The organism is Streptomyces sp. NPDC052225 (assembly GCF_040679615.1).
In the GTDB taxonomy this organism is placed as follows: Bacteria; Actinomycetota; Actinomycetes; order Streptomycetales; family Streptomycetaceae; genus Streptomyces.
Genome location: NZ_JBFAVD010000004.1, coordinates 363,882 through 385,936 on the forward strand (window position 1 = coordinate 363,882; position 22,055 = coordinate 385,936).

Consider the following 22,055-nt stretch of genomic DNA (forward strand, 5'->3'; position numbering starts at 1 on the left):
GGATCAGCCGTAGACGATGCGGCGCAGTTGCCGGAGCGAGAGCTCCGGCGGCGCCACCGCCCGGTACCGCAGTTCCGTCGTGATCTGTTCGAAGATCTTCGCGTTCACCAGGCCCTGACCCTGGAGCTCGCGATGGCGGCGGCGGACGTAGTCCTCCGCCGACTCGTCGAAGTAGGCGAGCACGTCCTGGATCACCCGCAGCGCCTCGCCCCGGTTCAGGGCAGTGCTGCGTGTCAGGTGATCGACAAGTTCCTCGTGCACCCGGTAGATCCTGGGGGACGGCGGAGCCTTTCGCAAGAATCCTGCCCGATATCGGGCAAGGGTCACAGGGTCGTGACAGAGTCCGGGGCCGTCGGGGCGGAGGTGGACCGGGCTTGGAACGGGCCATGCCGCTTGTTCGAGCCCTGTTCACCCGGTGTATCCGGGCCGGATGGATGCCCCAAGCACCTTTCCGGCCATGGACATCCCACGCATGGGCGTACCCGACGCCCTGGCCGGCCGAAGCCTGGCCGAGCAGCACGAGTACCTGCGCAGCACGTTCTCCCGCCGCACCCTGGTGCGCGGCGGCGCCGTCACCCTCGGCGCGGTCGCGGGCGGCGTCTTCGTGCCCGGCGCCGCGCAGGCCGCCGCGCCCGCCGCCTCGCCGACGGTGAGCAACGCGGCCGCCGAGCACGTCGACGGCGCGCTGGTCGCACCCTTCGGCCGGCACCTCTCGTACGGCGACGACGCGCGCACCGGGATGACCGTGTCCTGGCAGGTGCCGGTCGCCGTGAAGAACCCGTTCATCCGGATCGGCGCGCACGCCGGCGACCTGTCGCGGAAGATCCCGGCGGAGATCCGCGCCCTGTACACCCCGGCCGGCGTCGGAACGAGCGCCGACCACACCCAGTACTACGTGCACGCCAAGCTGACCCACCTCAAGCCCGGCAGGACGTACTACTACGGCGTCGGCCACCAGGGCTTCGACCCGGCGTCGCCGAGGTTCGCGGGCACCATCGGCACCTTCACCACCGCGCCGTCCCGCGCGCAGCGCTTCACCTTCACCGCCTTCGGCGACCAGGGCGTCAGCTACCACGCGCTCGCCAACGACAGCCTGATCCTCGCCCAGGGCCCCGCCTTCCACCTGCACGCCGGTGACATCGCGTACGCGGACCCGTCCGGGCAGGGGAAGACCACGGACACCTTCGACTCGCGCATCTGGGACCAGTTCCTCGCGCAGACCGAGTCAGTCGCCAAGTCCGTTCCGTGGATGGTCAGTTACGGCAACCACGACATGGAGGCCTGGTACTCGCCGAACGGCTACGGCAGCCAGGAGGCCCGCTTCGCGCCGCCCGCCAACGGGCCCGACCCGAAGAACCTGCCGGGCGTCTACTCCTTCGTGCACGGCAACACCGCGGTCATCTCGCTCGACGCCAACGACGTCTCGTACGAGATCCCGGCCAACCTGGGGATCTCCGGCGGCACCCAGACCACCTGGTTCGAGGGGCAGTTGAAGAAGTTCCGGGCCGCCGGGTCCGGGATCGACTTCGTCGTCGTCTTCTTCCACCACTGCGCGTACTGCACCGCGACCGCGCACGCCTCCGAGGGCGGGGTGCGGGGGGAGTGGGTGCCGCTGTTCGAGAAGTACACCGTCGACCTCGTCATCAACGGGCACAACCACGTCTACGAGCGCTCCGACGTCCTCAAGGGCGACAAGGTCGCCAAGGAGCTGCCGATCGGCGGCACCGCCTACCCGGAGACCGACGGCGTCGTCTACGTCACCGCGGGCGCGGCGGGCAAGAGCCTGTACGCGTTCCCCGTCGCGGACACGTACGAGGGGCACGAGAAGGAGATCGACCCGTTCCCGTCGTACGTCGTCCAGGCCGACGGCAGCCACCGGGCGGTGACCGTCGACTGGTCGCGGGTGCGGTACACCGACTACTCGTTCCTGCGGGTGGACGTCGAGCCGGCGCCGGTGGGGCGCACGGCGACGCTGACGGTGCGCGGGCTCGCGGAGACCGGGGAGGAGATCGACCGGTTCGTGGTGGCGCGGAAGGTCAGGCGCTGAGCCACCGGCGAGTATGACGCAACGTCACATCCGTTTCAGGACAGACTGTTTGGCGGCCGTGAACTCCTCGTCCGTCAAAACCCCCGAGCGGTGCAGCTCGCCCAGTTCGCGCAGGCGGCGCAGGAGCGCGTCGTGGTCGTCCTCGGCGGCCGGCGCCGCCGGGGCGGCCTGCGGGGGAGCTGCGGGCGGGGTGAGCTCCTTCGGGGCCGACTGGGCCGACTGGGCCGCGGGGTGCGGCAGGCGGGCCTGGACCGCCGCCGCGACCAGCGCCATCAGCGGGTCCTTCTTGAAGCCCCACAGCTCGACCGAGTTCGGGTCGTACTTCGGCGGGGCCTTGGTGGGGGAGGAGCGCACGACGAAGCGCAGGCAGCCGTTCTCCAGGCCCAGGGCCGGCTGCCACTCCACCGCCGTGATGTCGGCGAGGGCGATCAGGCGGGTGCCCGACGAGGCCTTGGCGTCCTCCGTCTTCCAGTTCCACTCCAGGCGGACCTGCTCCCCGTCGAAGCTCGCCGTGCCGTCCCCGGCGGAGACCGACAGCGGGACGGGCGGGCCCGGCAGGGCGTAGGAGGTGCAGGGCGTCGCCGGTATCCGCTCCAGCAGGTGGGCGTTGCGGACCTCGTCGACGAAGTACTCCGCGACGCCGTAGCGGTCCGACTCGACGGTGAGCTGGTACGGGTCCGTGCCCTCGGCCAGCTTGCCGCCGGTCGCCTGGAGCAGCGGGTCCGCGCCCTCGCGCAGCCGCAGCCGCAGCCGGCCCGACTTCTTGCCCTGCTCGAACGAGATGCCCGCCAACGCGCCCAGCGGCACGACCAGTTCACCCAGTTCCCTGCGCAGCAGGCTGACGCCCTTGTCGCGGCCCGGGACCAGCCGCAGGGTCTCGCCGTCGAACGTCCACGTGCCGTCGCGCTGGATGATTTCCGCCATGCGGCAATTCTGGCATCAGGCCCCGCGGGAAGTGGTCTACACCTTGACCGGTCGAGAGGTGAGCGGTACGCATGGTGACCGATCGGTTGCTCAACCGCACAAGGAACCCGCCAACGACCGCCGTCGAAGGGACCGTTCTGTGAGGAAGCGCCAGAGACCGACCCGGCTGCTCGGCAGCCTGCTGCTCGTCGCCGCCGCCGGCGCGGGCGCTCTCGGGGCCGCGCCCGCCCCGGCCGCCGCCACCGCCACACCGCTCGGGCAGATCGTGCCCGCGCCCGCCGAGGTGACCGCGGGCGGATCCTCGTACGAGATCACGGCGAAGACCCGGATCCGGGTCGACGACGGATCGCGCGAGGCGCGGCGCATCGGCGGATATCTCGCCGGGGTGCTGCGGCCGTCCACCGGCTATCGGCTGCCCGTCACGGACGACGACGCCGGCGACGGGATCCGCCTCGAACTCAGCAAGAAGGACACGGCACTCGGGGGTGAGGGCTACCGGCTGACCAGCACCGGGCGGTCCGTCACCATCGTCGCGCACGCGCCCGCCGGCCTCTTCCACGGTGTGCAGACGCTGCGCCAGCAGCTTCCGGCCGCCGTCGAGAGCGACAGCAGGCAGCCGGGGCCGTGGCTCGTCGCGGGCGGCACCGTCGAGGACAGCCCGCGCTACGGCTACCGCAGCGCCATGCTCGACGTGTCCCGGCACTTCTTCACCGTCGACCAAGTCAAGCGCTACATCGACCAGTTGGCGCTCTACAAGATCAACAAACTGCATCTGCACCTGAGCGACGACCAGGGCTGGCGGATCGCGATCGACTCCTGGCCGCGCCTGGCCACGTACGGCGGCTCCACACAGGTCGGCGGCGGTGCGGGCGGCTACTACACGAAGGACCAGTACAAGGACCTCGTCCGGTACGCCGCCTCGCGCTATCTGGAGGTCGTGCCCGAGATCGACATGCCGAGCCACACGAACGCGGCGCTCGCCTCGTACGCGGAGCTGAACTGCGACGGCGTCGCGCCCCCGCTCTACACCGGCACCGACGTCGGCTTCAGCTCGCTGTGCGTGAACAAGCCCGTCACGTACGACTTCGTGGACGACGTGGTGCGCGAGATCGCCGCGATCACGCCGGGCAAGTATCTGCACATCGGCGGTGACGAGGCGCACTCCACCAGCCACGAGGACTACGTGACCTTCATGAACAAGGTGCAGCCGATCGTCGCCAAGTACGGCAAGACCGTGGTGGGTTGGCATCAGCTGACCGAGGCGACGCCGGCGAAGGGTGCCCTCGCGCAGTACTGGGGGCTCGACGGGACCAGCGCCGCGGAGAAGGCGCGGGTCGCCGCGGCCGCGCGGAACGGGACCGGGATCGTCCTGTCACCGGCCGACCGTACGTACCTGGACATGAAGTACACCAAGGACACGCCGCTCGGGCTTGCCTGGGCCGGGTACGTCGAGGTCCAGCGGTCCTACGACTGGGACCCCGGCAACTACCTGCCGGGTGCCCCGGGTTCGGCGATCCGTGGGGTCGAGGCGCCGCTGTGGTCGGAGACCCTGTCGACCTCGCCGCAGATCGAGTACATGGCGTTCCCGCGGCTTCCCGGGGTCGCCGAGCTGGGGTGGTCGCCCGCGGCCACGCACGACTGGGGCACCTATAAGGTGCGGCTCGCTGCTCAGGCGCCGCGCTGGGACGCGCTCGGGATGCAGTACTACCGGTCGCCGCAAGTCCCTTGGGGCAGCCGCTAGGTGAAGAAGGCCCGCCCGGGAGGACCGTCTCCCGGGCGAGCCCTCTCCGGCTCAGGGTGAACGCCAGGCGATCGGGTTCTCCAGATCGCCGACCAGCTGGAGCGCGCCCGACGGGTCCGACAGGTCGACCATCTGCTGGTTGTTGCGCAGCTGGAGCCGGTTCAGGGCCGACAGCGCGAAGCTCGGCGCGAACATGTCGAACTGGGCGAACTTGTCGGCCAGTTGGGGCGCCGAGTTCTGGTAGTCGCGCACGCACTGGGCGACCGCGTCCCAGAACGTGGCCTCGTCCAGGACACCGTCCTCGACCAGGTTCGCCGCGAGGAAGCGGAAGAAGCAGTCGAAGACGTCCGTGAAGATCGACAGGAGCTTCATGTCGTCCGGGACGTCCGCGCGGATCCGGTCGACCTTCGGCGGCAGGACCGCGTCCGTGTCCATCACCGCGATCTCCTCGGCGATGTCCTTGAAGATCGCCCGGGTGACGACACCGCGTTCGTCCAGGACCAGGATGACGTTCTCGCCGTGCGGCATGAACACCAGGTCGTAGGCGTAGAAGCTGTGCAGGAGCGGCGTCAGGTAGGCCTTGAGGTACGGCTTCAGCCACGCGGCCGGGGTCAGCCCCGAGCGTTCGATCAGCGCGCCCGCGAAGGACCGGCCCTCGCGGTCGACGTGCAGCAGCGACGCCATCGTCGCCAGGCGCTCGCCCGGCGCGAGGGACGGCACCGGCGACTCGCGCCACAGCGCCGCGAGCATCTTGCGGTACGGCGAGTAGCGGTCGGTGGCGGCCTCGTACTCCAGGTGGCGATAGCCGACGGCCGCGCACTCGCGGATGATCGTGAGGCCGGTCCCCTTCAGCACCTCGTCGTTCTCGATGAGCCCGGCGAGCCAGTCGTTGATGGCCGGGGTCGCCTCCATGTACGCCGCCGAGAGGCCGCGCATGAAGCCCATGTTGACGACCGACAGCGCCGTCTTCACGTAGTGCTTCGACGGGGACGTCGTGTTGAAGAACGTACGGATCGACTGCTGCGCCAGGTACTCGTCGTCGCCCTCGCCCAGGCAGACGAGGTGTTGCTGGGCGACCTCGGCGGCGAACGTGACGGAGAGCTTGTTCCACCACTGCCACGGGTGGACCGGGATGAACAGGTAGTCGGCCGGGTCGAGGCCCTGGTCGCGCAGCGTCGCGCGGAAGCGGGCGATCGTCGCGTCGCCCAGTTCCTCGCGGAGGAACGACTCGTAGTCCAGGCCGACGCCGCAGGTGAACGCCGCCCGCTCGCGGGTCGCCGCCAGCCAGACCAGGCGTACGGGGCTCGCGGTCTCCGGCGCGTACGACAGGTACTCGTGGATGCCGAAGCCGAGCCGGCCGTTGTTCGCGACGAAGCAGGGGTGGCCCTCGGTCATGCCGGTCTCGATGTCCTGGAAGGACCCGGAGGCGGCCAGTTCGCGCGCGGGGACGTCGGGCTTCGTCAGCTTGAAGCAGGTGCCGGACAGCGTGGAGGAGATCTCCTCCAGGTAGACGGGCAGGATCGCGTCGGACAGGCCGAGCGACTCCTTCATCTCGATGAAGAACTGCTGCGCGTTCAGGGGGAGTTCGGCGCCGTCGCGGTGCCGGGTGAGGGTGCCCGGGTCCACCTGCCAGTGGTCCAGGCGCAGCCGGCGCGCCGTGAAGCGGTAGCGGGTCAGACCGTCGTCGCTGCGGACGACGTAGCGGTCCGTTCCTTCGGTCGGCTCGGGGGTGAGGAGACGCTCGTGGCTGAACTCGGCGAGCGCCTTGCGGATCAGGAGCCGGTTGGCCTCGGCCCAGCGCTCGGGGGACAGGTGGGAGACGGTGTCGGCGAGAGGGGATGCGATGGTCATGCTCAGGCGTCCCTTCCCGTGGCCGTCTCGGATCCTGTGGCCGCCTCGAACTGCTTGCGCGTGCAGAAGCTCAGCAGTGCCGTCTTCTCGGGCTTGGCGATCTCCCGGTCGGGCACGAAGCCGACGGCCGCGTTCAGGGCGTGCACCGCCGTGTTGCGCACGTCGGGCTCGACGACGACCCGCTCCACCGCCGGGTCGGCGAAGAGGTGTGCCATGACGGCGGTGATCACGGCGCGGGTGAAGCCGTGCTCGGGGGTGTCGGTCGGGGCGACGAGGAAGTGCATGCCGATGTCGCCCGGCTCGGGGTCGTACAGGCCGACGAGTTCGACGTGGGCCGGGTCGTAGCGCTCCATCAGGAAGACGGGCACGCCGTCGCGCTCGCCGATGAAGGCGTCGTGGTGCTCGGCCGCGGCGATCGCCATGTACTCCCGCTCCACGTCCTGGAGCGCGGCGTCGCCCATGAGCCAGAACGACGCCTTGGGGTGCGTGACCCAGCCGTGCACGAGCTCGGCGTCCTTGAGCGGGTCGAGGGTGCGTATGTCGAAGGCGGTGCTGGTGCTCATACGGCGAACTCCTGAAACGCGATGGTCTTCTCGACGGGGTAGTACTCGGTGCCGAGCAGCTCGCCGATGATGTAACTGTTGCGGTAGGCGCCCATGCCCAGGTCGGGGCTGGTGATCGAGTGGGTGTGCACGCCCGCGTTCTGCAGGAAGATGCCCCGCCCGGTCGTGTCGATCGCGTAGTTGCGGGCGACGTCGAAGCGGCCCCGGGCGTCGAGCCGGATGCGGTCCTTGACGGGCTCCAGGAAGGCGGGCGTCGCGTACTTGTAGCCCGTGGCCAGGATCAGGCCCTCGGTCTGGATCTCGTACGCCTTGTCCTGCTCCTCCTGGTGGAGGCCGAGGGTGTACGTGCCGTTCTCGTAACTGGCACCGCGCAGGGCCGAGTTGGTGAGCAGGCGGGTGGGGACGGGCCCGGCGAGACCCTTCTGGTAGAGCAGGTCGAAGATCGCGTCGATCAGCTCGCCGTCGATCCCCTTGAACAGGCCCTTCTGCTTCTCCTCCAGGGAGTAGCGGGTGGCCTCGGGCAGCGCGTGGAAGTAGTCGATGTAGTCCGGGGACGTCATCTCCAGGGTCAGCTTGGTGTATTCGAGGGGGAAGAAGCGCGGTGAGCGCGTGACCCAGTTCAGCCGGTAGCCGTGGACGTCGATCTCGCTGAGCAGGTCGTAGTAGATCTCGGCGGCGGACTGCCCGCTGCCGACCAGCGTGATCGACTCCTTCTGCTGGAGTTCCTGCTTGTGCTGCACGTAACGGGAGTTGTGGATCGCGTCGCCGCCGAGGCCCTGGACGGCCTCGGGGATGTGCGGCGGGGTGCCGGTGCCGAGGACGAGATGGCGGGCCCGGTACGTCTCGCCGCTCTCGGTGGTGACGACGTACAGCTCGTCCTCGTACGTCACCTGCGTGACCGTCGTGCTGAACCGGATCGAGGAGAGTTTCGCGGCGGCCCAGCGGCAGTAGTCGTTGTACTCGACGCGCAGCGGATAGAAGTTCTCGCGGATGTAGAACGCGTACAACCGCCCCGATTCCTTCAGGTAGTTGAGGAAGGAGTAGGGGGAGGTGGGGTCGGCGAGGGTGACGAGGTCCGACATGAACGGGGTCTGGAGGTGTGCTCCCTCCAGGAACATGCCGGAGTGCCATTCGAAGTCGGGCTTCGACTCCAGGAAGACGCCGTTCAGTTCGGCAATCGGTTCGGTGAGGCAGGCGAGGCCGAGGTTGAAGGGGCCGAGCCCGATACCGATGAAATCAACTGGCGCGGTCAAGGGTGTCTCCCAGGTACTGCTCGGCGTGGCCGGCGATGAGGTCGAGGACGGCCGAGATGTCGGCGAGGGTCGTCTCGGGGTTGAGCAGGGTGAACTTCAGGTACTGGCGGTCGCCCACCTTGGTGCCCGCGACGACCGCGTCACCGGAGGCGAACAGGGCCTTGCGGGCATGGAGGTTGGCGCGGTCGATCTCGGCCGGGTCGGTGATCTCGGCCGGGATGTAGCGGTAGACGAGGGTGGACAGGCGCGGCTCGACGACCACGTCGAAGCGCGGGTCGGCGGCGAGCAGCTCCCAGCCCTGGCGGGCCAGTTCGCAGACCTCGTCGAAGAGGCCGCCGATGCCGTCGGCGCCCATCACGCGCAGCGTCATCCACAGCTTGAGGGCGTCGAAGCGGCGCGTGGTCTGGAGGGACTTGTCGACCTGGTTGGGGATGCGCTCGGCGACCGTACGGCGGGGGTTGAGGTACTCCGCGTGGTACGTGGCGTGCCGCAGCGTCGCCCCGTCCCTGACCAGGACGGCGCTCGAACTCACCGGCTGGAAGAAGGACTTGTGGTAGTCGACGGTGACGGAGTCGGCACGCTCGATGCCGTCGATCCGGTCGCGGTGCCTGGGCGAGACGAGCAGTCCGCAGCCGTACGCCGCGTCGACGTGCATCCACGTCCCGTACTGGCCGCACAGCTCGGCGATCTCCGGCAGCGGGTCGATGGAGCCGAAGTCGGTGGTGCCCGCGGTGGCGACGACGGCCATGGGGACGAGGCCGTCGCGTCGGCAGCGCTCCAACTCCGTGGCCAGGGCCAGGGTCTGCATGCGCTTGTCCTTGTCGACCGGGACGGAGACGACGGCCCGCGCGTCGAGGCCGAGCAGCGTCGCGGACTTCTTCACGCTGAAGTGGCTGGCCTCGGAGGCGAAGATGCGCAGTTTCGCGAGGTCCTCGGTCTTGGCCTCCTGACGGGCGAGGAGCAGTGCCTGGAGGTTGGACTGCGAGCCGCCGGAGGTGAACACGCCGTCGGCGGCCGGGCCGAGGCCGATCCGGCCCGCGGTCCAGTCGATGAGCTTGCGCTCGATGAGGGTGCCGCCCGCCGACTGGTCCCAGGTGTCGAGCGAGGAGTTGACCGCGGAGAGGATCGCCTCGCCGAGGACGGCCGGGATGACGACCGGGCAGTTGAGGTGGGCGAGGTAGCGGGGGTGGTGGAAGTAGACGGCGTCCCGGAGGTAGACGTCCTCCAGCTCGTCGAGCACGGCGATCGTGTCGTGCAGCGGCTTGTCGAGGTCGACGGCGTCGATGGTGGGGGCGAGGGCGTCCGGGGTGACGCCCGTGAACGGCCGTGTCGTGGTGGCGAGTTTGGCCGCCACCCGCTCGACGCCCTCGGTCACGGAACTGCGGTAGAGCTCCGCGGTCGTGTCATTGAGCAGGTGGGATCGGAGGTGCGGCCCGCAGGGCCTCGGCTGAGGGTGGTGGTGGGAGACGGGCGGGCGCATGAACGGTTCCTCCGGGTGGGGATGCGGGTGTTCCCGGGTGGGGCAGGAAAGGGTCCGAGGCCGCGAAAAGGGGCGGGGTCGCAACCTCTTGACTTAGGTTAGCCTAACCTAAGTTGAGCTTGCGACCCCGCCCCTGTTCTGTGACCGGATTGCGCGGATGTGGCGTAAAAGTGCCGGAGTGGTAAGGGAGTTGGCGCGGGAGTTACGCGTCGGCCGGCTGCTCGCGCAGCGCGTCCTCGCTCAGCCCGCGCTTCCAGTACCCGACGAACGTCACCGCCCGCTTGTCGTACCCGCGCTCGCGCACGAGATGGCGGCGCAGCTCCCTCATCGTCCCGGACTCGCCCGCGAGCCAGGCGTACGGGCTTGCTGTGTCGGGGAGTCGGGCCGCGCGGACGGCGTCGAGCGCGCTCGGCGCGTTCTCGTCGCGGACCAGCCAGTGCACGGTGAGCCGGGCGGCGGTGAGGATCGGCTGGATGTCCGCGCGGTGCGGGACCTCCAGCCACACGTGCGCGGACACGTGCGCGGGCAGCCAGGCGAGAACGCCGAGGGCGGCGGGCAGCGCCGTCTCGTCGCCCCACATCAGGATGTGGTCGAAGTCGTCCTGCGGGCGGCAGCGCACGGCGGTGTTGTCGCTGACCGCCGGGCCGAGCACGACGACCTTGTCGCCGGGCCGCGCGGCCTCCGCCCAGCGGCAGGCGGGACCGGCCGCGGCCGGATCGTCGTTGTGCAGCACGAAGTCGATGTCGACCTCCTGCGCGGGATGCCTGCGCTGGCCGCTGAGGGTGTACGAGCGCATGATGGCGCGCTCGTCGTCCGGGATCGCCCGGTACGCCGCGTGCCAGGCACGGCCGTCGTCGCCGGGCTCGGGGACCGGGAGCACGGGGGCGTCCTGGCCGGGGTGCGGCAGGAAGAGGGAGAGGGACTGGTCCCGGCCGCCGCTGTGGAAGTCGGCGAGTTCGGGGCCGGTGAAGGTGACCCGGAGCAGCGACGGGCCGAGCCGCCGCTTGCGGTCCACTTGCAGATCGAAGAATCGGAAAGGGGCTACAGCGGGGGCTTCGGCCGTCACGGTCATGGGGTTACGACACCTTCTTCGCGGTCTCGATCGCCTTGGCGAGGTTCTCCAGGAGCGGGGCGCACTTGTCGTAGGACAGGATCGGCTCGGGGGAGCGGGGGATGACCTGGCCGGCCTTGACGGCGGGCAGCTTGTCCCAGGTCGGCTTCTCGCCCTTGAGGGCGTCCGGCTGGAGGGCCTGCGCACGGTCGTCCATCATGATGATGTCGGCCTTGTGCTTGTCGACGTTCTCCCAGCTCAGGTTCTCGAACCAGCCGCCGGACGCCTTCTTCGCGGCCGCCGTCGGCTCCACGAAGTTCACGCCGAGCGCCTTGAAGTACTCCAGGTCGATGGAGAGGTCCGTGCCGGACACGTAGAAGATGTCGGCGCTCGCGGAACCGGCCATGACCTTGATGTCCGGGTTGGCCTTGGCGGCCTTGCGCAGCCGGGCGGCGGCGGTCTCGAAGCGCTTCTTCGCCGCGACGACCTTGTCGGCCTTCATGTCGGCGCCGAGCGACTCGGCCAGCGCGTACATGCGCTCCAGCGGCTGGGTCAACTGGCGGTCGTACACGGAGATCCCGACGCTCGGGGCGAGCTTCGCGATCTTCTTCGCGGACTCCTCGGGGACGTACCAGAGGGTGCCGGCGTTGTCGAACATCGTGGTGATCAGTACGTCGGGGGCGAGGCCCGCGTACTTCTCGATGTTGAACTGGCCCCACTCGTTGCCGATGACCGTGACCTTGGAGACGTCCATGTCGCCGGCCTGCACGTCGGGCTTGCCGCCCTTGACCGTGGTCGGGCCGAAGACGCCCTTGACCTGCACGCCGTAGTCGTGGAGGGCGGCGCCGACGCCGGTGAAGGCGACGATGTTCGCCGGGACCTTGTCCAGCTTCACGGTCGTGCCGCGGTCGTCCTTGAACGACCAGGGGCCGGACTTGTCGGCCTTCGCCGTGGAGCCCGAGCCGCTGTCTTTCGAACCGTCGTCGCTGCCGCACGCGGCGAGTGCGACACCGAGGCCGAGGGCGCCGCCGGCGGCGAGGATGCCGCGGCGGGAGGGGCGGGACAGTCGGGCGTTGGGCATCAAGGGCTGCTTTCGGACATGCCAGGCGCCTGCGGCGGCCGGACCGGGACGTTGGAACTGAGGGTAGGTTAACCTAAGTTCCTGGCCTGTCCAGAGGGTGGGGGCAGTCCTGGTGCGGGGCACGGGGCGCTGCCCCGGACCCCGCTCCTCAAACGCCGGAGGGGCTGGATCCGCCGCCGGAGCGGCTGGATCCGGCTACGACGTCAGGCCCAGCTCCCTCGCGATCAGCATGCGCTGCACCTCGCTCGTGCCCTCCCCGATCTCCAGGATCTTGGAATCCCGCCACATACGGGCCACGGGGTACTCGTTCATGAACCCGTAGCCGCCGTGGATCTGCGTGGCATCCCGCGCGTTGTCCACCGCGATCGTCGACGAGTACAGCTTCGCGAGCGCCGCCTCCTTCTTGAACGGCTCACCGGAGACCAGCCGCGACGCCGCGTCCCGCCACGCCAGGCGCGCGGTGTGCGCCTTCATCTCCATGTCGGCGATCTTGAACTGGATCGCCTGGTAGCCGCCGATGCTCTGCCCGAACGTCCGCCGCTCCTTGGCGTACTTCACCGACTCGTCGACGCAGCCCTGCGCGAGCCCCGTCGCGAGCGCCGAGATCGCGACCCGGCCCTCGTCGAGGATCCGCAGGAACTGGGCGAAACCGCGGCCCTCCGTGCCCAGCAGGTTCGCCCCGGGGACCCGTACGTCGTCGAAGTGGAGCTCACGCGTGTCCGACGCGTTCCACCCGACCTTCGAGTACGGGGCCGCGACCGTGAACCCGGGCGTGCCCGACGGCACGATGATCGACGAGATCAGCGGCTTGCCGTCCGCGGTCCGCCCCGTCACGGCCGTGACCGTGACCAGGCCCGTGATGTCCGTACCGGAGTTGGTGATGAAGCACTTCGTGCCGTTGATGATCCAGTCGCCGCTCGCCTCGTCGCGGACCGCCGTGGTGCGGGTGCCGCCCGCGTCCGAACCCGCCTCCGGTTCCGTGAGGCCGAACGCGCCCAGCACCTCGCCGCTGCACAGCTTCGGCAGCCACTGGCGCTTCTGTTCCTCGGTGCCGAACAGATGGATCGGCATGGCGCCCAGCGAGACGCCCGCCTCCAGGGTGATCGCCACGGACGAGTCGACCCGGGCCAGCTCCTCAAGCACGATGCCGAGCGCCAGGTAGTCGCCGCCCATGCCGCCGTACTCCTCGGGGAACGGCAGCCCGAACAGGCCCATGCGGCCCATCTCGCGCACGATCTCGTACGGGAACTCGTGCCGCTCGTAGAAGTCACCGATCTTCGGCGCGACGACCTCGTGCGCGAACTCCTCGACGGTGCGCCGCAGTTCCTCGTGCTCGGGGGAGAGGTGGTGATCCATCGTTGTCACTGCTCCTGGTCGGGCTGTGCCTCGGGTGCGAGGGCGCGGACGGTGCGGGACGGGCTGGGTCGGCCCAAGATGCCGGCCATCCACACGCTGGTGGCGGTGAGACGGCCCAGGTCGACCCCGGTCTCGATGCCGAGCCCTTCGAGCATCCAGACGAGGTCTTCGGTGGCGAGATTGCCGGTGGCGCTCTTCGCGTACGGGCATCCGCCGAGGCCTCCGGCGGACGCGTCGACGGTGGTGACGCCGTGCTGGAGCGCGGCGAGGGTGTTGGCGAGGGCCTGGCCGTACGTGTCGTGGAAGTGCACGCCGATCACGTCCGTCGGCACGCCCGCCTCGTTCAGCTCCGACAGCAGGGTCTGTACGTGGCCGGGGGTGGCGACCCCGATCGTGTCGCCGAGGCTCAGCTCGTCGCAGCCCATGTCCAGCAGGGACGTGGCGACCGAGACGACCTGGTGCACGGGGACGGCGCCCTCCCACGGGTCGCCGAAGCACATGGAGAGGTAGCCGCGCACGTGCGCCCCGTGCTCCTTGGCGCGGGACACGACGGGTTCGAACATGGCGAGGGACTCCGCCACCGTCCGGTTCAGATTGGCCTTGGCGAAGGACTCGGTGGCGCTGGCGAACACGGCGATGCGGTGCGCGCCGAGGGTCAGGGCTCGGTCCAGGCCGCGTTCGTTCGGGACGAGGACCGGGAGGCGGACGCCCGCCCCGATGTCCTGGACCAGGGGGAACAGGGTCTCCGCGTCCGCCAGTTGGGGGACCCACTTGGGGTGCACGAAGCTTGTGGCCTCGATGGTGGTGAGGCCGGCCGCGGCGAGGCGGTGGACGAACTCGGCCTTGGCCTCCGTGGGGACGAGGGTCTTCTCGTTCTGGAGGCCGTCGCGGGGGCCCACCTCGTGGATGCGGATCTTTGGGGGGAGGCCTTGGGCCGGGACGGTCATGGGGAGGGCCGGGGTCACTTTTGCGCCTCCTCGCCGTGGGGGACTGGGTTGTCGGGCGACTGCTGCGCCGTCGTGGCCGGCCGCGCGGTTCCCCGCGCTCCTGGCGGGGCGCTCCCTTCGGCGGGGTCGACAACTGCCAGGACCTGGTCCATCGCCACCGTCGTGCCGGGAGTCACGTCCAGCTCCGTCACCACCCCCGCGTGCGGGGCCGCGATCACGTGCTCCATCTTCATCGCCTCCACCACCAACAGGCTCTGGCCCTCGGTGACTTCGTCGCCGACCGACACCTTCACCACCGTCACGGTGCCGGGCATCGGCGCCGTCAGGGAGCCCGCGCCGCCGGCGCCCGCGCCCGTCAGGCTCGCCGCCACCGGGTCGTGGTCCTGGACGTGCCAGGCGTCGCCGTCGCGGGCCAGCCAGTCGGCGGCGGACGCGGTGAGGCGGGCCGGGGCGGCGGGCTCGCCGTCGACGAGGATCTCGGCGCCGCGGACCCGGACCTCGACGGGGTCGTGGCCGGGGACCTTCATGTGGTGCACGGTCCATGCCGGTTCGCCGCCGAGCCGCCAGCCGGTCGGCTGCGCGAACGGGTCCGTCCAGCCGCCCTGCCCGGGCGCCAGGGACTCCTGGCGCAGTCGGCCCGCCGCCGCGTACACCTCGGCCGGGACGCCGGGGTCGGCCAGGTCGTCCGCCACGCGCTCCACGAGCCCGGTGTCCAACTCGCCCGCCACGACGTCCGGATGGGCGAGGAGGCGGCGCAGGAACCCGGCGTTCGTCGGCACCCCCAGCGTCACCGTCCGGGCCAGCGCGCCCCGCAGCCTGCGCAGCGCCGTGGCCCGGTCGGGGCCGTACGCGATGACCTTCGCCAGCATCGGGTCGTAGAGGGAGGAGACCTCGGTGCCCTCGCTCAGGCCCGAGTCGACCCGCACGCCCTCGCCGTCGGGCTCGCCCAGCGCGAGGATCGTGCCGCCGGACGGGAGGAACCCGCGCGCGGGGTCCTCGGCGCAGAGCCGGGCCTCCACCGCGTGTCCGGTGAGCGTGATGTCGTCCTGGGAGAAGGGGAGTTGCTCGCCGGCCGCGACCCGGACCTGCCACTCCACCAGGTCGATGCCGGTGATGAGTTCGGTGACCGGGTGCTCGACCTGGAGGCGTGTGTTCATCTCCATGAAGCAGTACGCGGACGGGTCCTCGCCCGGCACGATGAACTCCACCGTGCCCGCGCCCCGGTACCCGCACGAGCGGGCCGCCTCCACGGCCGCCGCGCCCATCGCCGCGCGCGTGGCCTCGTCGAGCAGGACGCTCGGGGCCTCCTCGATGATCTTCTGGTGGCGGCGCTGGAGGGAGCACTCGCGCTCGCCGAGGTGCACGACGTTGCCGTGCGCGTCCGCGAGGACCTGGATCTCGATGTGCCGGGGCCGGTCGATCCACCGCTCCACGAGGAGCGTGTCGTCCCCGAAGGAGGCACGGGCCTCGCGCCGCGCGGCCGCGATCTCCTCCTCCAGCGTCGTCAGGTCGCGCACCAGACGCATGCCCTTGCCGCCACCGCCCGCGGACGGCTTGAGGAGGACCGGGGCGCCCAACTCGCGCGCCGCCTCCGCCAGTTCGGGGTCACGGCCGCCCGGCACCACCGGCACGCCGGCCGCCCCGACCGTCTCCTTGGCGCGGATCTTGTCGCCCATGAGCGCGATGGCGTCGGCGGACGGGCCGATGAAGGTCAGGCCGGCCTCCTCGCAGGCCCGCGCGAAGCCCGCGTTCTCCGCGAGGAAGCCGTAGCCCGGGTGCACCGCCTGGGCGCCCGTCGCTGCCGCGGCCTCCAGGATGCGCTCCACGGACAGATAGCTCTCGGCGGCCGGCGGGGGCCCGATCCGTACGGCCTCGTCGGCCTCGCGCACATGCCGCGCGTCCGCGTCGGCGTCGCTGTAGACGGCCACCGAGCGGATGCCGAGCGCCCGCAGCGTGCGGATGACGCGGACGGCGATCTCACCGCGGTTGGCCACAAGGACCGTGTCGAACACAGCAGTTACTCCAGTCATGGCCGTCACATCCGGAAGACGCCGAAGCCGCCGGACTTCTCCGGGAGCGGCGCGTGGGCGCAGGCGGTCAGGGCCAGGCCGACGACCTGGCGGGTCTCCATCGGGTCGATCACGCCGTCGTCCCAGAGCCGGGCAGTGGCGTAGTAGGCGCTGCCCTGGGTCTCGTACTGGGCGCGGATCGGCGCCTTGAAGGCGTCCTCGTCCTCGGCGGTCCACTGCTCGCCGCGCGCCTCCAGCTGGTCGCGCTTGACGGTCGCGAGGACGGACGCGGCCTGCTCGCCGCCCATGACCGAGATCTTGGCTCCGGGCCACATCCACAGGAAGCGGGGGCTGTAGGCACGGCCGCACATCGAGTAGTTGCCCGCGCCGTACGAGCCGCCGATCACGACGGTCAGCTTGGGCACGCGCGTGCAGGCCACCGCCGTGACCATCTTGGCGCCGTGCTTGGCGATCCCGCCCGCCTCGTAGTCCCGGCCCACCATGAAGCCCGAGATGTTCTGGAGGAACAGGAGCGGGATGCCGCGCTGGTCGCACAGCTCGATGAAGTGGGCGCCCTTCTGGGCGGATTCGGAGAACAGGATGCCGTTGTTCGCGACGATGCCCACCGGGTGGCCGTGGATCCGTGCGAAGCCCGTGACGAGCGTCTGCCCGAACTCGGCCTTGAACTCCGAGAACCGGGAGCCGTCGACGACGCGGGCGATGACCTCACGGACGTCGTACGGAGTACGCGAGTCGACCGGCACCGCGCCGTACAGGCCCGCCGGGTCCACCTTCGGCTCGATCGCCGCCTTCACCGCCCACGGCAGCGGACCGCGCTCCGGGAGCGTGGAGACGATGGTGCGGACGATGCGCAGCGCGTGCGCGTCGTCCTCCGCCAGGTGGTCCGTGACGCCGGAGACGCGCGAGTGGACCTCGCCGCCGCCCAGCTCCTCCGCCGTCACCACCTCGCCGGTGGCCGCCTTCACCAGGGGCGGGCCGCCCAGGAAGATCGTGCCCTGATTGCGGACGATCACGGCCTCGTCGCTCATCGCCGGGACGTACGCTCCGCCCGCCGTGCACGAGCCGAGCACCGCCGCGATCTGCGGGATGCCCGCGCCGGACATCCGCGCCTGGTTGTAGAAGATCCGCCCGAAGTGCTCGCGGTCCGGGAACACGTCGTCCTGCATCGGCAGGAACGCGCCGCCGGAGTCCACCAGGTAGACGCACGGCAGCCGGTTCTCCAGCGCGACCTCCTGGGCGCGCAGGTGCTTCTTCACGGTCATGGGGTAGTACGTGCCGCCCTTGACCGTCGCGTCATTGGCCACGATCACGCACGTACGGCCGCTGACCCGGCCGATCCCGGCGATGACCCCGGCCGCCGGCGCCTGCCCGTCGTACAGGCCGTCCGCCGCCAGCGGCGCCAGCTCCAGGAACGGGGAGCCCGGGTCGAGGAGTTGGTCCACCCGGTCCCGGGGCAGCAGCTTGCCGCGCGCGGTGTGCCGCGCCCTGGCCCTCTCGCCGCCGCCGAGCCGCGCCGCCGCGAGCTTGGCGCGCAGCTCCTCGCCCAGCGCGCGGTGCGCCGCCTCGTTGGCCCGCCAGGCCTCCGACGCGGGGTCCGCCGCGCTCGTCAGCTCCGGTGCGTCCTGCATCCCGCCGCCCCTCACCCGGTCCACGATCAGTTAATGAGCGTTAACAGATTTCCTCCAGGTTAACGCTCGCTAACCTCGCTGTCTAGAATTGCTCCATGTCTTCAGGAGCCACCAGAACCGACGCCCCCACCCGCCGCGAGCAGATCCTCAGAGAGGCCGCCCGGCTCTTCGCCGAGCGCGGTTTCCACGGCGTGGGGGTCGACGAGATAGGGGCCGCGGTCGGCATCAGCGGCCCCGGGCTCTACCGCCACTTCGCCGGCAAGGACGCGATGCTCGCCGAGCTGCTCGTCGGCATCAGCGGCCAGCTCCTGACCGGCGGCAAGCGCCGGGTGGCCGAGGCCGAGCACGGGCCCGAGGCGCTGCTCGACTCGCTCATCGAGGGACACATCGACTTCGCGCTCGACGACCGCGACCTGATCACGCTGCACGACCGCGAGCTGGACCGGCTGCGCGACAGCGACCGCAAGCTGGTGCGGCAGTTGCAGCGCCAGTACGTCGAGCTGTGGGTGCAGGCCGTCCGGAAGGTCTATCCGGACCTCGCCGAGCCGCACGCGCGCGTGGCGGTGCACGCGGTCTTCGGGCTGCTCAACTCGACGCCGCACCTGAGCCGCCCCGCCTCGCTGCCCGGCCGGACGGCGACGGCGCAGATGCTGCACAAGTTGGCGCGCGGAGCGTTCGCCGCTGCCGCAGAGTGATCTGTATCTCTGGACGCTCCGGTGACTGGCCGGTAACGTTCCTCTGAGCAAGCGCTTAGTAGTGGGCGTATTGCGTCAGTCGTAGAGCAGCAGTCGTCGTAGGTAGAGGGAGAGTCTCCGTGCGCCGTACCGTTTTTGATGAGGACCACGAGGCGTTCCGGGAGACCCTGCGCGCCTTCATCGAGGCCGAGGTCGTCCCCCACTACGACGAGTGGTTCCAGCAGGGCATCGTGCCGCGCGAGCTGTACGCCAAGATGGCCGAGCTGGGCCTCTTCGGCATCAACGTGCCGGAGGAGTTCGGCGGCGCCGGCCTGGACACCCACAAGTTCGAGGCCATCCAGTACGAGGAGACCGCCCGCGCGGGCGTCTCCTTCGGCGGCTCGGGCGTCCACGTCCTGCTCGCGCTCCCGTACATCAAGATGCTCGCCACCGACGAGCAGAAGAAGCGCTACCTGCCGAACTTCGTCTCCGGTGAGGAGATGTGGGCCCTCGCGATGACCGAGCCGGGCACCGGCTCCGACCTCGCGGGCATGAAGACCACCGCGAAGCTCTCCGAGGACGGCACGCACTACGTCCTCAACGGCTCCAAGACGTTCATCACCGGCGGTGTCCACGCCGACCGCGTCATCGTCTGCGCCCGCACCGCCGCGCCGACCGCCGAGGACCGCCGCTTCGGCATCTCGCTCTTCGCCGTCGACACCAAGTCCGAGGGCTACTCCATCGGCCGCAAGCTCGACAAGCTGGGCCTGCGCACCTCCGACACCGCCGAGCTGGCGTTCGTCGACGTCAAGGTGCCCGTCGAGGACCTCCTCGGCGAGGAGAACAAGGGCTTCTACTACCTCGGCAGCAACCTGCCGTCCGAGCGCTGGGGCATCGCCTACGGCGCGTACGCGCAGGCCAAGGCCGCCGTCCAGTTCGCCAAGCAGTACGTCCAGGACCGTACGGTCTTCGGCAAGCCGGTCGCGTCCTTCCAGAACACCAAGTTCGAGCTTGCCGCCTGCCAGGCCGAGGTGGACGCCGCCGAGGCCGTCGCCGACCGCGCTCTCGAGGCCCTCGACGCCGGTGAGCTGACGGCCGCCGAGGCCGCGTCCGCGAAGCTGTTCAACACCGAGGTCGCGCACCGCGTCATCGACCGCTGCCTCCAGCTGCACGGCGGCTACGGCTTCATGAACGAGTACCCGATCGCCCGCCTGTACGCGGACAACCGCGTCAACCGCATCTACGGCGGCACCAGCGAGATCATGAAGTCGATCATCGCCAAGAACATGGGTCTGTAACCCGGCGCACACCCCAGCGCATTCCACGCCGAACAGCTGCCGGATACAACTGTCCTTATGCAACAGGCACTTGAGTCCCTGCTCGATCTGCTCGACCTCGAACAGATCGAGCAGGACATCTTCCGCGGCCAGTCCCGGTCCGCCGTCGTCCCCCGCGTCTTCGGGGGACAGGTGGCGGCCCAGGCTCTGGTCGCCGCCGGGCGCACCGTCCCGGCCGACCGGTTCGCCCACTCCCTCCACGCGTACTTCCTCGTGGCCGGGGACCCGGGCGCGCCCATCGTCTACACCGTCGACCGGATCCGTGACGGGCGCTCCTTCACCACGCGCCGCGTCGTCGCCGTCCAGCACGGCCGGCCGATCTTCCATCTCTCGGCGTCCTTCCAGACGTACGAGGAAGGGCTCGACCACCAGGCCGACATGCCGCAGGCGCCCGACCCCGAGACGCTGCCGACCGCGGCCGAGATGCTGCCGCGGTACGCGGACGCCTTCGTCGACCCCACGGTCGTCGACCGGCTCCTCGAAGCCCGCGAGGCCGTCGACCTGCGGTACGTGGACGCGCCGCCGTTCGCCTCCGTGGGCGAGCCGCAGCCGCCGCGCTCCCAGGTCTGGTTCCGTACGAACGGCAAGCTCGACGGATCCACCGGCGGCGCCGAGCACCTGCTGCACGTCTGCCTCGCCACATACGTCTCCGACATGACGCTGCTCGACTCCGTGCTGCTCGCCCACGGGCGCGGCGGCTGGGCCGTCGGCGACGTCGTCGGCGCCTCGCTCGACCACGCCATGTGGTTCCACCGGCCCTTCCGCGCCGACGAATGGCTCCTCTACGACCAGGAGTCGCCGTCCGCCGCCGGTGGCCGCGGGCTCGGGCAGGCCCGGATCTACACGCGGGACGGGCAGCTCGCGATCACCGTCATCCAGGAGGGCGTGGTCCGCGTACCGCGCTGAGCCCTCGCCCTGCGGCCGGGCGGCGTTCGCGTTTCGCGCCGATCGGACATACCGTCCCGTACATGGATGTACGGGCTGGCGGTGCGGGCGAGACGACGGAGGAGAACGGCGACGGCGAGGCGGGCGGTGAGAGCGTCTTCACGGTCGTCGTCGCCGCGGCGGCCAATCTGGGGATCGCACTGGCCAAGGCGGTCGCCGGTGTCATCAGCGGCTCCAGCGCGATGCTCTCCGAGGCCGCGCACTCGTTCGCCGACACCGTCACCGAACTGCTGCTGCTCACCGCCCTGAAGCGCAGCGAGAAGCCCGCCGACGAGGACCATCCGCTCGGGTACGGGGGCGAGCGGTACGTGTGGGCGATGCTCGCGGCGGTCGCCACGTTCGTCGGCGGCGCCGTCTTCTCCCTCTACGACGGGATCCACACGCTGGTCGCCGGCGAGGAGCTCGGCGACCCGCTGGTCTCCTACATCGTGCTGGCCGTGGCGTTCCTGCTGGAGGGCTTCTCGCTGCGGACCGCCGTCAAGCAGGCGCGGGGCGAGGCCGCGCGGTACCGGGCCTCCATGGGTACGTATCTGAAGCACACGTCCGACACCGCCGTGAAGGCCGTCGTCATGGAGGACAGCGCGGCCCTCGCCGGTCTGGTGTTCGCCGCGGGCGGGCTGCTCGGCGGGCAGCTCACCGGGTCCGGCGTCTGGGACGGCATCGCCTCGCTCCTCATCGGCCTGCTGCTGCTCTGGGTGGCCTGGGTCCTCGGCCGCTCCAACGCGGAGCTGCTGGTCGGGCGGCCGTTGCCGAAGCCGGTGCGGGACGAGATCCGGGTGCTGCTCCTTGAGGGGGAGCACGTCGAGGGTGTCCTTGAGCTGACGACGCTGGTGCAGGGGCCCCGCGAGGCGCTCGTCGCGGCGAAGGTGGACTTCCGGGACGCGTCCACCGCGGCGCAGATCGAGTGGGCCTGTGAGGAGGCGGCCGCGCGGTTGCGTGAGCGGTTCCCTGCGGTGCGGCGGGTGTATCTGGATCCGACGCCGGGGTTCGCGCAGCGGCGGACGGAGGGGCTCAGCCCCTGGTGAGCGGTGTCCGTTGCCGGGTGCGGCTTTCGTCGTGGCTGGTCGCGCAGTTCCCCGCGCCCCTGGGAAGCTGCGCGCAGCGCATGCTTCAGGGGCGCGGGGAACTGCGCGACCAGCCCCCACCG

At 70.5% G+C, this 22,055-nt stretch carries 18 protein-coding genes; 6 read left to right on the top strand and 12 right to left on the bottom strand.

Going from position 1 to position 22,055, the window contains the following annotated elements; translation table 11 throughout:
* Positions 1 to 3: 3 nt before the first annotated feature.
* Entirely contained in the window at positions 4 to 261 is a 258-nt protein-coding gene (locus AB0L37_RS09410) for a hypothetical protein (RefSeq protein WP_365502059.1), read from the bottom strand.
* 196 nt (positions 262 to 457) lie between these two features.
* Here AB0L37_RS09410 and AB0L37_RS09415 point away from each other — a divergent pair, with 196 nt between their 5' ends.
* Positions 458 to 2,047, top strand: coding sequence for a metallophosphoesterase family protein (locus AB0L37_RS09415; protein ID WP_365502061.1), 1,590 nt, complete (start codon positions 458 to 460; stop codon positions 2,045 to 2,047).
* A gap of 24 nt (positions 2,048 to 2,071) precedes the next feature.
* On the opposite strand, the gene AB0L37_RS09420 is transcribed toward AB0L37_RS09415, so the two are convergent.
* Complete coding sequence (locus AB0L37_RS09420; protein WP_365502063.1) at positions 2,072 to 2,971, bottom strand: DUF4429 domain-containing protein; 900 nt, start codon at positions 2,969 to 2,971, stop codon at positions 2,072 to 2,074.
* Between the two features lie 139 nt (positions 2,972 to 3,110).
* On the opposite strand from AB0L37_RS09420, the gene AB0L37_RS09425 reads away from it, so the two are divergent.
* Positions 3,111 to 4,712, top strand: a complete 1,602-nt coding sequence (locus tag AB0L37_RS09425) for a beta-N-acetylhexosaminidase (RefSeq protein WP_365502065.1) — start codon at positions 3,111 to 3,113, stop codon at positions 4,710 to 4,712.
* A gap of 51 nt (positions 4,713 to 4,763) precedes the next feature.
* Here the strand turns inward: AB0L37_RS09425 and AB0L37_RS09430 are convergent, their stop codons facing one another.
* From AB0L37_RS09430 to AB0L37_RS09475, 10 genes are all read right to left on the bottom strand, one after another.
* Positions 4,764 to 6,563: an IucA/IucC family siderophore biosynthesis protein gene (locus AB0L37_RS09430; protein WP_365502067.1), complete on the bottom strand. Its 1,800-nt coding sequence runs from the start codon at positions 6,561 to 6,563 to the stop codon at positions 4,764 to 4,766.
* Positions 6,564 to 6,565: 2 nt separating this feature from the next.
* Entirely contained in the window at positions 6,566 to 7,126 is a 561-nt protein-coding gene (locus AB0L37_RS09435; protein WP_365502069.1) for a GNAT family N-acetyltransferase, read from the bottom strand.
* The gene (locus tag AB0L37_RS09440; RefSeq protein WP_365502071.1) at positions 7,123 to 8,379 is read right to left on the bottom strand and encodes a lysine N(6)-hydroxylase/L-ornithine N(5)-oxygenase family protein; all 1,257 of its coding nucleotides are present in this window, start codon (positions 8,377 to 8,379) and stop codon (positions 7,123 to 7,125) included. The genes AB0L37_RS09435 and AB0L37_RS09440 overlap by 4 nt, the downstream gene beginning before the upstream one ends.
* Entirely contained in the window at positions 8,363 to 9,859 is a 1,497-nt protein-coding gene (gene desA / locus AB0L37_RS09445; RefSeq protein ID WP_365502073.1) for a lysine decarboxylase DesA, read from the bottom strand. The genes AB0L37_RS09440 and desA overlap by 17 nt, the downstream gene beginning before the upstream one ends.
* A 202-nt stretch (positions 9,860 to 10,061) precedes the next feature.
* A complete protein-coding gene (locus AB0L37_RS09450; protein WP_365502075.1) occupies positions 10,062 to 10,931 on the bottom strand; it encodes a siderophore-interacting protein in 870 nt (289 codons plus the stop codon).
* Positions 10,932 to 10,935: 4 nt separating this feature from the next.
* The gene (locus AB0L37_RS09455; protein ID WP_365502077.1) at positions 10,936 to 11,991 is read right to left on the bottom strand and encodes an ABC transporter substrate-binding protein; all 1,056 of its coding nucleotides are present in this window, start codon (positions 11,989 to 11,991) and stop codon (positions 10,936 to 10,938) included.
* Between the two features lie 195 nt (positions 11,992 to 12,186).
* On the bottom strand, positions 12,187 to 13,347 hold the full coding sequence (locus tag AB0L37_RS09460) for an acyl-CoA dehydrogenase family protein (RefSeq protein ID WP_365502079.1): 1,161 nt from the start codon (positions 13,345 to 13,347) through the stop codon (positions 12,187 to 12,189).
* Between the two features lie 5 nt (positions 13,348 to 13,352).
* Positions 13,353 to 14,294, bottom strand: a complete 942-nt coding sequence (locus AB0L37_RS09465; RefSeq protein ID WP_365502131.1) for a hydroxymethylglutaryl-CoA lyase — start codon at positions 14,292 to 14,294, stop codon at positions 13,353 to 13,355.
* 14 nt (positions 14,295 to 14,308) lie between these two features.
* Complete coding sequence (locus AB0L37_RS09470) at positions 14,309 to 16,306, bottom strand: biotin carboxylase N-terminal domain-containing protein (RefSeq protein ID WP_365502081.1); 1,998 nt, start codon at positions 16,304 to 16,306, stop codon at positions 14,309 to 14,311.
* A gap of 23 nt (positions 16,307 to 16,329) precedes the next feature.
* The gene (locus tag AB0L37_RS09475; RefSeq protein WP_365502083.1) at positions 16,330 to 17,952 is read right to left on the bottom strand and encodes a carboxyl transferase domain-containing protein; all 1,623 of its coding nucleotides are present in this window, start codon (positions 17,950 to 17,952) and stop codon (positions 16,330 to 16,332) included.
* A 95-nt stretch (positions 17,953 to 18,047) separates the two neighbouring features.
* On the opposite strand from AB0L37_RS09475, the gene AB0L37_RS09480 reads away from it, so the two are divergent.
* The 4 genes from AB0L37_RS09480 (at position 18,048) to AB0L37_RS09495 (ending at position 21,933) form a co-directional block, all read left to right on the top strand.
* Positions 18,048 to 18,647, top strand: coding sequence for a TetR/AcrR family transcriptional regulator (locus AB0L37_RS09480; protein WP_365502085.1), 600 nt, complete (start codon positions 18,048 to 18,050; stop codon positions 18,645 to 18,647).
* A 119-nt stretch (positions 18,648 to 18,766) separates the two neighbouring features.
* Positions 18,767 to 19,924 carry an acyl-CoA dehydrogenase family protein gene (locus AB0L37_RS09485; protein WP_365502087.1) on the top strand — a complete coding sequence of 386 codons (1,158 nt, stop codon included), beginning with the start codon at positions 18,767 to 18,769 and terminating at the stop codon, positions 19,922 to 19,924.
* A gap of 57 nt (positions 19,925 to 19,981) precedes the next feature.
* Positions 19,982 to 20,869 (top strand): acyl-CoA thioesterase II, encoded by an 888-nt coding sequence (locus AB0L37_RS09490; RefSeq protein WP_365502089.1) that lies wholly within the window; start codon positions 19,982 to 19,984, stop codon positions 20,867 to 20,869.
* A 62-nt stretch (positions 20,870 to 20,931) separates the two neighbouring features.
* Entirely contained in the window at positions 20,932 to 21,933 is a 1,002-nt protein-coding gene (locus tag AB0L37_RS09495; protein ID WP_365502091.1) for a cation diffusion facilitator family transporter, read from the top strand.
* The last annotated feature ends 122 nt before the right edge of the window (positions 21,934 to 22,055 follow it).

Bases quoted from the DNA above. Each gene is read 5' to 3' on its own strand.
- AB0L37_RS09415 (WP_365502061.1), top strand. From the start codon at position 458: ATGGACATCCCACGCATGGGCGTACCCGACGCCCTGGCCGGCCGAAGC.
- AB0L37_RS09420 (WP_365502063.1), bottom strand. From the start codon at position 2,971: ATGGCGGAAATCATCCAGCGCGACGGCACGTGGACGTTCGACGGCGAG.
- AB0L37_RS09430 (WP_365502067.1), bottom strand. From the start codon at position 6,563: ATGACCATCGCATCCCCTCTCGCCGACACCGTCTCCCACCTGTCCCCC.
- AB0L37_RS09435 (WP_365502069.1), bottom strand. From the start codon at position 7,126: ATGAGCACCAGCACCGCCTTCGACATACGCACCCTCGACCCGCTCAAG.
- desA (WP_365502073.1), bottom strand. From the start codon at position 9,859: ATGCGCCCGCCCGTCTCCCACCACCACCCTCAGCCGAGGCCCTGCGGG.
- AB0L37_RS09450 (WP_365502075.1), bottom strand. From the start codon at position 10,931: ATGACCGTGACGGCCGAAGCCCCCGCTGTAGCCCCTTTCCGATTCTTC.
- AB0L37_RS09455 (WP_365502077.1), bottom strand. From the start codon at position 11,991: ATGCCCAACGCCCGACTGTCCCGCCCCTCCCGCCGCGGCATCCTCGCC.
- AB0L37_RS09460 (WP_365502079.1), bottom strand. From the start codon at position 13,347: ATGGATCACCACCTCTCCCCCGAGCACGAGGAACTGCGGCGCACCGTC.
- AB0L37_RS09465 (WP_365502131.1), bottom strand. From the start codon at position 14,294: ATGACCGTCCCGGCCCAAGGCCTCCCCCCAAAGATCCGCATCCACGAG.
- AB0L37_RS09475 (WP_365502083.1), bottom strand. From the start codon at position 17,952: ATGCAGGACGCACCGGAGCTGACGAGCGCGGCGGACCCCGCGTCGGAG.
- AB0L37_RS09480 (WP_365502085.1), top strand. From the start codon at position 18,048: ATGTCTTCAGGAGCCACCAGAACCGACGCCCCCACCCGCCGCGAGCAG.
- AB0L37_RS09490 (WP_365502089.1), top strand. From the start codon at position 19,982: ATGCAACAGGCACTTGAGTCCCTGCTCGATCTGCTCGACCTCGAACAG.
- AB0L37_RS09495 (WP_365502091.1), top strand. From the start codon at position 20,932: ATGGATGTACGGGCTGGCGGTGCGGGCGAGACGACGGAGGAGAACGGC.